The sequence below is a fragment of the Mycobacterium sp. TH-M82 genome, from assembly GCF_057473605.1.
Map to the genome: position 1 here is coordinate 1 of NZ_JBYCKY010000896.1, position 9366 is coordinate 9366.

At 70.5% G+C, this 9366-nt stretch carries 8 protein-coding genes and 1 pseudogene; 6 read left to right on the forward strand and 3 right to left on the reverse strand.

Annotated elements, in window-relative coordinates:
* Window positions 1-1031, forward strand: a pseudogene (locus tag AC2VON_RS26100) (PE family protein); the annotation flags it as partial.
* Between the two features lie 29 nt (window positions 1032-1060).
* Here the strand turns inward: AC2VON_RS26100 and AC2VON_RS26105 are convergent.
* The 3 genes from AC2VON_RS26105 to AC2VON_RS26115 all read right to left on the reverse strand — a co-directional run bounded on the left by AC2VON_RS26105 (window position 1061) and on the right by AC2VON_RS26115 (window position 4415).
* On the reverse strand, window positions 1061-2605 hold the full coding sequence (locus AC2VON_RS26105; protein WP_486955405.1) for a PPE family protein: 1545 nt from the start codon (window positions 2603-2605) through the stop codon (window positions 1061-1063).
* Window positions 2606-2757: 152 nt separating this feature from the next.
* Window positions 2758-4029, reverse strand: coding sequence for a cupin domain-containing protein (locus AC2VON_RS26110; protein ID WP_486955406.1), 1272 nt, complete (start codon window positions 4027-4029; stop codon window positions 2758-2760).
* 2 nt (window positions 4030-4031) lie between these two features.
* On the reverse strand, window positions 4032-4415 hold the full coding sequence (locus tag AC2VON_RS26115) for a nitroreductase family deazaflavin-dependent oxidoreductase (RefSeq protein ID WP_486955407.1): 384 nt from the start codon (window positions 4413-4415) through the stop codon (window positions 4032-4034).
* Window positions 4416-4479: 64 nt separating this feature from the next.
* Here AC2VON_RS26115 and hemL point away from each other — a divergent pair, with 64 nt between their 5' ends.
* The 5 genes from hemL to AC2VON_RS26140 all read left to right on the forward strand — a co-directional run.
* Window positions 4480-5808, forward strand: coding sequence for a glutamate-1-semialdehyde 2,1-aminomutase (hemL, locus tag AC2VON_RS26120; protein WP_486955408.1), 1329 nt, complete (start codon window positions 4480-4482; stop codon window positions 5806-5808).
* The gene (locus tag AC2VON_RS26125; protein ID WP_486955409.1) at window positions 5808-6416 is read left to right on the forward strand and encodes a histidine phosphatase family protein; all 609 of its coding nucleotides are present in this window, start codon (window positions 5808-5810) and stop codon (window positions 6414-6416) included. Before hemL ends, AC2VON_RS26125 begins: the two co-directional genes overlap by 1 nt.
* A gap of 2 nt (window positions 6417-6418) precedes the next feature.
* Window positions 6419-7057 (forward strand): TlpA disulfide reductase family protein, encoded by a 639-nt coding sequence (locus AC2VON_RS26130; RefSeq protein WP_486955410.1) that lies wholly within the window; start codon window positions 6419-6421, stop codon window positions 7055-7057.
* A complete protein-coding gene (locus AC2VON_RS26135) occupies window positions 7054-7869 on the forward strand; it encodes a cytochrome c biogenesis CcdA family protein (RefSeq protein ID WP_486955411.1) in 816 nt (271 codons plus the stop codon). The genes AC2VON_RS26130 and AC2VON_RS26135 overlap by 4 nt, the downstream gene beginning before the upstream one ends.
* A 56-nt stretch (window positions 7870-7925) precedes the next feature.
* The coding region (locus AC2VON_RS26140; RefSeq protein ID WP_486955412.1) for a cytochrome c biogenesis protein ResB at window positions 7926-9366 on the forward strand (1441 nt) is incomplete at its 3' end.

Consider the following 9366-nt stretch of genomic DNA (forward strand, 5'->3'; position numbering starts at 1 on the left):
CCGGTGGGGCCGGTGGGCCGGCCGGAATGATCGGCAATGGCGGTGTCGGCGGCGACGGCGGCGCCGGCGCCGACGGAGGTGCCGGTGGAACCGGCGGCTGGCTGATGGGTAACGGCGGCAACGGCGGCTGGGGCGGCGACGGACTGGACGCGGCCGACGGTCCGGCAACCGACGGCGGCGCCGGTGGCGTCGGCGGGGCCAGCATCTCGGTGTTCGGTGCCGGCGGCACCGGCGGCGACGGCGGCGACGGCGGCTGGAGCTATGGCGCGGGCGCCGGCGGTCACGGCGGCGACGCCGGGGCCGGCGGAGACGCGGTGATGGGTTTCGGCGGTCACGGTGGTGCAGGCGGTTGGGGCGGCAACGGCGGCGGGGGCACCGACGCCCACCCCGGTGGCGGCCCGGGTGGGGCCGGCGGTGCCGGCGGTGGCGGCGGTGCCGTGGCGTTCATGGGTTTCGCCGGCGTCGGCGGCGCCGGCGGAGACGGCGGCCAGGGCGGTGCCGGGTTGGCGGGCGCCGTCGACGGCAACGGCGGCCCCGGTGGCCAGGGCGGCGACGGTGGCGCCGGTGCCGTCGGCGGTGACCCCGGCCTCGGCGGTGTCGGCGGCAACGGTGGTGCCGGTGGGGCCGCCGGCTCCGCCATGGCCACCGCCGGCACCGGGGGCGACGGCGGCACCGGCGGTGACGGCATGGCGGGCCACGCCGCCAGCGGCGCCGGCGGCAACGGCGGTGTCGGCGGCACCGGCGGTGCCGGAGGCCCGGGCACGGCCGCCCACCCCGCCGGCGGCACCGGCGGCGCCGGCGGAACGGGCGGCACCGGCGGCAACGGGGCTATCGGGGGCGACGGCGGCACCGGCGGTGACGGCGGCCTAGGCGGAGCCGGCGAGCCGGGCAGCGCCGACGGGACGACCGGCCCGGGCGGTGACGGTGGCGACGGTGGCAACGGAAGCCCCACGGCCGGCAAAGGCGGCGACGGCGGCCACGGTGTGCCCGACGGCAAGGCCGGGAACGCCGGAGCAACTGCTGTGCCGTAACGCGGTTCGGATTGTCGGGGGCTTCGGTGTCAGCTGTGCTGTTCGGCTTCTCGAGCCGTGCCGGGCCGCTCCGGATCCCAGGTGCGCGGCAGCAGCGGCGCGGTCGGCCCGGCACCGTCTGCTTTGTCTCCGCCGTCGGCCAGGGTTTTCAACCCGCTGGCCCCAGCTACCCCGGTGGCCCCAGCGACCCCCTCCTTGCCTGCCGCGCCGGGGAAACCCATCGGCCCGCCACCCTGCCCCGACGCGACCACCGGCGCCGCGGGCGCGACGCCGGCCAGGCCGGCGGCTGCTGGATCCCCTTCTTGGTCGGAGTCCAGGTATTCGTAGCGGTAGCTGCGATCGATCCGTCCCGACCGCCGACGCCGCCGATGCGCAACTTCCCGGGTGGCTGTGCTGGTTGCCGCGGCTGCGGCGAGATCCGGCTGTGCAGCCTTCCGTTCGGCGCGCACGCTCATCGTCGAGCCGAATCCGGTGCCGGGGCCGCCGCCCACCAGGTAGGGGTAGACGACACCGCCAGTACTCTCGGCGCCCACCACCTCCGGCGGCGGCCCCGGCGGGGCGGCGGGCGCGGAGCCCGGGGCGGCCGTGGCCGCCGGTGCCAGGGCGGCCGCCGATGCCGTACCGGGCAGGCCGGGAGCTGCGGCGACTCCGGTGACCGGCGTTGCCGCCGGGGCCATCGTTTCCGGGATGGCCGGCACCGGGGCGGGGATCTGCGACAAGCCCGCCAGCCCGGACAGCCCCGCGAGGCCGCTCGCGGACGCGGCAGGAAACACCAGGCCGATCGAGGCCTCCGCCAACGACGTCAGCGGCTGCGAGAGCCCCAGGATCGCTTCGCCTGCCCAGTGCGGGGCAAGGGTCCACAGCACCGGATCGCTCAACAACTTGGTTATCGCCCCGGACGGATTCGACCCGAAGTTGGCCAGGTCGCCCTGAACGGCGTTGGCGATTTCGTCTATCCGGGTCTCCCACCAGCTCAGTTTCCAGACGTTCCCGCTGTCCTGGTTACTCGGGGCGGTTGGGCGGTGGTGGTGGTCGCTATGCGGGGGGATGTTGGCTTGCAGGATCGGCGGAGCCGGGGTGGTTTGCGGCGTCGATGCCACCGCGGAGGTCGACACCGTTTGGTAGGTCGCCATGGTGATGGCCGCCTGGATCCACATCCGCACGTAGTCGGCCTCGTTCAGCGCGATCGGGACGGTGTTGACCCCGAAGAAGTTCGTCGCCACCAGCACCGCGTGAACGGCATGGTTGGTGGCCAGCTCGGCCAGGGTCGGCATCGCGGCCAGCGCCGCGGTGTAGGCCCCGGCCACCGTCTCATGGCGGGCGGCCGCTGCTGTGCTGTCGACGCTGGCCCGCATCAGCCACGCCAGATACGGCACATTCGCCGCCACATACGACTCGGCGCTGGGCCCTTGCCACACCCCGGCCTGCACCGCCGACAGCAGCGCGCTGAGCTCGTCGGCGACCGCTGCGTATTCGGCGCTCAACGCGGCCCACTTGCCCGCCGCCGCCAGCAACGGCCCGGGCCCCGGACCACTGCTCAACAGCGCCGAATACACCTCCGGCGGCGAAGCCATCCAGATTGACTCCGTCGTCACCAGGGCGCCCTCCCTGGGTAGCCAAGTACCCGATCAACCGCAAATTCAGATGATCCATATGATATTACCCAGGCATGCGGATGTCAGTAATCTACTCATCCGCATTTGAGCATGTGGATTAGGTGCAGATGTCAGCGGTCGGACAGCCGGACCAGGAAGCCACTCACGACCAGGGTCCGGGCCAGCTCCGTCTGCTGGGCCGCAGTGAGCCCGGGCAGGTCGCACACCCGAAACGGTTCGGTGCTTCGCGACAGAAACCGCAACGCGGCCTCGTGGTCGGCACCGGCACTGATCAGCAATTGAGCGAACTGCAGGGCAACGCCGCCGGGAACAGTCGTCACCCGTGAATACAGCGGCTGATGCTTAGCCACCAGAGTCTGTCCGTCGATTCCGGCGGCATTCGAGGTCTGTCGGATCGGTGGGCATCGGCCGCGCCGGACCAGGAGATCCTCCAGCGCGCCGAGGCCTTCCGCGATGGCACCCGGATCCTCGGCAATCCGGAGCGCGTCGTGCACGACGCCGCCCAGGCCCGCACGGATCTCGAGGTCGTCCAGATAGCGCGGCGGCAGCCGGGTGTGGATGCGGTCGTCGCGCAAACTCAACAGATGCAGCGCATGGGTGACCAGGGTGAGCACCGTCGGCACATGGATTCCGACGGTCAGGTGCACCGATGGCTGCGCGGTTGTCTCGGCAGCGTGTATTTTGCCGCGCGGCAAGTACAGCACGTCGCCGGCGTCCAGGCACAGGTCGGTTGGCTCGGTTGGCTCGGTTGGCACCGGCAGGTCGTCGGCGGCGACCTCCCGCCGGCGCTGCATCTGATGCGGCGGCACAGCGGCGTCGCCGTAGAAATGCCAGGTCTTGGATCCGTGGATCTGCAGGATCAGCACGTCGTGGTGGTCGTAGTGGGGAAGGAAGCCCGTCGATCCCGATGGCGTGATGTAGGCGTTGACCTGCGTCGGGAAGTTCAGTTCGACCTCGATGGCGTGCGACAGCGAGGTGATGGTTCCGACATAGCGCTCGAGATTGTCGAGGACGATGGTGTAGCCGTCGGCGAAGTCGTGGCGGACCCGGGCGAGGTCGAGGCTGCCGTCGGTGAGCCGGTAGCTGTCGGGCTCCTGGTGCTCGTTCCCCCGCACCAGCCGCACCGCAGCCGGTTGCGGCTGCAGCTGTTCCAAGAGTTGATCAGCCGCCGGCGGTCCGGGCAACAGTCTGTCGAAGTAGTCGGGATCGCGGCGCGTGACGTGGTAGTGCGATACCGCCCAGATGTCGTCGAGGAAGGCCTGCACCGACAGCGGCGCCAGCAACCAGGCCAGTGAGAACTGCGCAACCGCCCTCCCTGCCGGCAGACCGCCCTGGGCAGTTCGGCCCTTGCTGCAGTCGGCCGGCGTTTGGGGAGACTGCATGGTCAGCGGGCTTTCGTCAGCAGTACTGCCTGCTCGAACGGCAGCCGTGCGAAGATCGAACGCCAGCCCGTCGCCACATACGGTGCCGCTTCCGCCCTGGTCATCACCCTCGGTTCGGTGACGGCGAAGGTTCTGCCGTAGCGCCGCAGCCGTCCGCCACCCGCCGCGGTGATGTTCTTCAGCCAGTCGCGGTTCGGGCCGTAGGTCAGCAGGATCGCCACCCCGTCGTCGGTGCTGAACACACTCAGCGGAGTGCGATAGACCCTGCCGGAGCGGCGACCGACGTGCTCGAGGATCCCGAACGTCGGCAACCAGCCGGCCCACAGCCGCTGAATCGGGTTGGTGACATGCCGGTTGAACCGGGCCAGCCATTGTGGTAATTGCATGCCTGCCATCCAACCCGCGGAGGCGGCTCTGACTCAAGTCTCCCGGGCTGGAACACTGGGAGGCATGCCGAGCATCGACCAGGCGACCCGCAGCGCACGCACCTCCGCGGCGCTGTTCGATGCCGCTTGTGCGGTCATCCCCGGCGGAGTGAACTCGCCGGCGCGCGCGTTCACATCGGTTGGTGGCACACCGCGTTTCATCACCGAAGCACACGGCTGCTGGCTCACCGACGCCGACGGCAACCGCTACGTCGACCTGGTCTGTTCGTGGGGGCCGATGATCCTCGGCCACGCCCACCCGGCGGTGGTGGAGGCCGTCCGGCAAGCGGCCGGCGCCGGCCTGTCTTTCGGGGCGCCGACGGTGGCCGAAACCGAATTGGCGGCCGAGATCATCGCCCGGGTGCCGCCGGTGGGCAAGGTCCGGTTGGTCAACTCCGGGACCGAGGCGACCATGAGCGCGTTGCGGCTGGCCCGCGGCTTCACCGGCCGGGCCAAGGTCGTCAAGTTCTCCGGCTGTTACCACGGCCACGTCGACGCGCTGCTTGCCGGCGCCGGTTCCGGGGTGGCCACCCTCGGCCTGCCGTCGTCACCGGGTGTCACCGGCGCGACCGCCGCCGACACTATTGTGTTGCCCTACAACGACATCGGCAGTGTCGCAGGCGTATTCGCCCGATTTGGCGAGCAGATCGCCGCGGTCATCACCGAGACCAGCCCCGGCAACATGGGCGTGGTGCCGCCCGCGCCGGGCTACAACGCCGCACTGCGGGCGATCACTGCCGAGCACGGCGCGCTGCTTATTTCCGACGAGGTGATGACCGGTTTCCGGGTCAGTGCCAGCGGCTGGTACGGAATCGATCCGGTGGCCGCGGACCTGTTCACCTTCGGCAAGGTGATCAGCGGCGGGCTGCCGGCCGCGGCGTTCGGCGGACGTACCGAGGTGATGGACCGGCTGGCGCCGCTGGGGCCGGTGTATCAGGCCGGCACGCTGTCCGGAAACCCGGTAGCCACCGCGGCCGGGCTGGCCACGCTTCGTGCCGCCGGCGCCGACGTCTACGCCGCCCTGGACGCCAATGCCGACCTGCTGGCGGATCTGCTGTCGCAGGAGTTGACGGCCGCCGGTGTGCCGCATCAGATTCCACGGGCAGGAAACATGCTGAGCGTGTTCTTCGCCGAGCGGCCCGTCACCGATTTCGACGCCGCCCGTGCCAGCCAGACCTGGCGGTACCCGGCATTTTTCCACGCGCTGCTCGACGCGGGCGTGTACCCGCCGTGCAGCGCGTTCGAAACATGGTTCGTCTCTAACGCCCTCACCGGGGAGGCCTTCGACCGGATCGCCGAGGCGCTGCCCGGAGCCGCTCGAGCCGCCGCCTCCGCCCGGGAGAGCAAGCCCTGATGGCCGAGCAGACCCGCGTCCACCTGGTGCGCCACGGCGAGGTGGACAACCCGGACGGCATCCTGTACGGGCGACTGCCCGGGTTTTCATTGTCTGCCACTGGCAGAGCGCAGGCTGCCGCCGTCGCCGACGCGCTGGCCGACCGGGATATCGTCGCGGTGATCGCCTCCCCGCTGCAGCGCGCCCAGGAGACCGCGGCACCGATCGCCGTGCGGCACAATCTGGCGGTCGACACCGACGTCGACCTAATCGAATCTACCAATGTGTTTGAAGGCAAACGCGTTTCGGTCGGCGACGGGGTGTGGCGCGATCCGCGGGTGTGGTGGTATCTGCGTAACCCGTTTACCCCGTCATGGGGTGAGCCCTACACCCGGATCGCGGCGCGGATGGCGACCGCGGTGGACAAGGCGCGCGCCCGCGCAGCGGGGCGTGAGGCGGTCTGCGTCAGCCACCAGCTGCCGGTGTGGACGCTGCGGCTGTATCTGACCGGCAGGCGGCTCTGGCACTACCCGCGACGGCGCCAGTGCGCGGTGGCGTCGGTGACGTCGTTGACCTACGACGACGACCGATTGGTCGGCGTCGAATACCGTGTCCCGGCAGGCGGTTGACGATGCGGACGCCGGTGATGGTCGGGGCAGTGTGCTCCGCATTGACAGCGCTGATCGCCTGCTGTGCCGGCTGTTCAGTCGGCGACGACGCCGTCACCCGCGGCGGCGGCACGTTCGAGTTCGTCGCTCCCGGCGGCAAGACCGACATCTTCTACGACCCGCCCGACGCCCGCGGCCGCCCCAGCGCGGTGAGCGGCCCCGACCTGATGGACCCGGCACACACCCTGAGCGTGGACGGTTTCGCCGGCCAGGTCGTCGTTCTCAACGTCTGGGGGCAGTGGTGCGGGCCGTGTCGCACCGAGATCGGCGAGCTGCAGAAGGTTTACGAGGACACTCGCGCCGACGGGGTGGCCTTCCTGGGCGTCGACGTCCGTGACTACGACCCGCAGGCTCCGCAGGACTTCGTCAAAGACCGGCATGTGACCTACCCGTCGATCTACGACCCGGCGATGCGAACCATGATCGCGTTCGGCGGCAAGTATCCTTCCTCGGTCATTCCGGCCACCCTGGTGCTGGACCGGCAGCATCGGGTCGCTGCGGTGTTCTTGCGCGAACTGCTCGCCGACGACTTGCAACCGGTGGTGCAGCGGCTGGCCGCCGAACACGGTGCCGGCGAGCCGGTTCCGCCTGGGCCCCAATGACCGGGTTCGCCGGGATCACTGGGTTCACTGGGGTCACGCAGACCGCCGCGTCCGGACCGCTGCTGTTGGCCCTGGCGGTGTCGGCGCTGGCCGGTTTGGTGTCGTTCGCCTCCCCGTGCGTGGTGCCGCTGGTGCCGGGCTACCTGTCGTATCTGGCCGCTGTGGTGGGCGGCGTCGGGGCCGACGAACAGCAGCGCCCGGTCGCGGTCAAGGCGCCGCGCACCGCCAGGTGGCGGATTGCCGGGTCGGCGGCGCTGTTCGTCGCCGGGTTCACCGCGGTGTTCGTGCTCGGCACCGTCGCGGTGCTCGGCATGACCACAACATTGATCGCCAATCAGGTGCTGCTGCAACGGGTCGGCGGTGCGCTGACCATCGTGATGGGGCTGGTGTTCGTGGGCTTTGTCCCAGCTCTGCAGCGGCAGGTCCGGTTCAGCCCACGGCAGTTGTCCACGGTGGCCGGTGCGCCGCTGCTGGGTGCGGTGTTCGCGCTGGGCTGGACCCCGTGCTTGGGGCCGACGCTGACCGGGGTGATCGCCGTTGCGTCCGCCACCGACGGCGCCAGTGTGGGTCGCGGTGTGGTGTTGGTGATCGCCTACTGCCTGGGCCTGGGCATCCCGTTCGTGGCGCTGGCGTTCGGGTCGGCGGCCGCGGTGACCGGGCTGGGCTGGCTGCGCCGGCACACCCGGGCCATCCAGATCTTCGGCGGTGTGTTGCTGGTCGCCGTCGGTGCCGCACTCGTCACCGGCGGGTGGGGACACTTCATCTCCTGGCTGCAGGCCGCGTTCGTCGCCGACGTGAGGCTTCCGGTTTAATGGCGCGAGCATGCACAGACTCGCACTCGCGAGGCCCGCGACGTGCGAGTCTGTGCATGCTCGCGGCCAGAATCCGCAACCTCTGGCGGGCGCTGACCTCGATGGGCACCGCGCTGGTGCTGCTGTTCCTGCTCGCCCTGGGCGCCATCCCCGGCGCGCTTCTGCCGCACCGCAACCAAAAACCCCGCAAGGTGGGCGAAAACATTGGGGTGCAACCCGGGTTCGGTCCCGGGCTGGGTCGGGTGCAGGCGTTCGACGTGTTCGCCAGCTTCTGGTTCACCGCCATCTACGTGCTGCTGTTCGTGTCCCTGGTCGGTTGCCTGGTGCCGCGGACCGTTGAGCACCTGCGCAGCCTGCGCGCTACGCCGGTGCCGGTCCCCCGCAACCTGGTCCGGCTGCCCAAGCACACAGGCGGCCAATTCGTCGGCGAGCCAACGGCACTCGCGACGATGATGGCCGGGCGGCTGCGCGGCTGGCGCCGCGTCATTCGGGCCAGGTCGCAGTGGGCTGACGACGGCGCCACGGAGGTGTCCGCCGAGAAAGGTTATCTGCGCGAATTCGGCAACCTGGTCTTTCATTTCGCGCTGCTCGGCCTGCTGGCCGCGGTGGCGGCCGGCAAGATGCTCGGCTATGAGGGCAACGTGGTGGTGATCGCCGACGGCGGCCCCGGCTTCTGTTCGGCCTCCCCGGCCGCGTTCGACTCGTTTCGCGCCGGCACCATCGTCGACGGCACCTCGCTGCACCCGATGTGCATCCGGGTCAACGACTTCACCGCGGACTACCTGTCGTCCGGGCTGGCCACCTCGTATGTGGCGAACATCGACTATCAAACCGGAGATGACCTGGCCGGCGATGCCGGGCAGGCGCGCTGGCGGCCGTACCGGCTGACGGTCAACCACCCCCTCCGGACCGGAGGCGACCGGGTGTATCTGCAGGGCCACGGCTACGCACCCACCTTCACCGTGACCTTTGCGGACGGGCAGACCCGCACGGCGACGGTGCAGTGGCGACCGGACAACCCGTTGACGCTGCTGTCGTCGGGTGCGGTGCGCATCGACCCGCCCGCCGGCCTGTACCCCGATCCCGCTGAACGCCGCAGACACCAGATCGCCATTCAGGGCTTGTTCGCGCCGACCGAACAACTCGACGACACCCTGCTGTCGTCGGCGTTTCCCACGCTGGACAAACCCGCCGTGGCTGTCGACATCTTCCGCGGCGACACCGGGCTGGACAGCGGGCGGCCGCAGCTGCTGTTCAGCCTGGACTCCCGGCTGATCCACCAGGGCCGGCTGGTCAAGGTGCGCCGGGTCAACCTTCGGACAGGTGAGCAGGTTCGCCTCGACGACGGCACCACGGTGCGTTTCGACGGCGCCGTACCGTTCATCAACGTCCAGGTATCGCACGACCCCGGCCAGGTCTGGGTGCTGGTGTTCGCCATGACGATGATGGCCGGGCTGGTGGTGTCGCTGGTGGTGCGCCGGCGCCGGGTGTGGATCC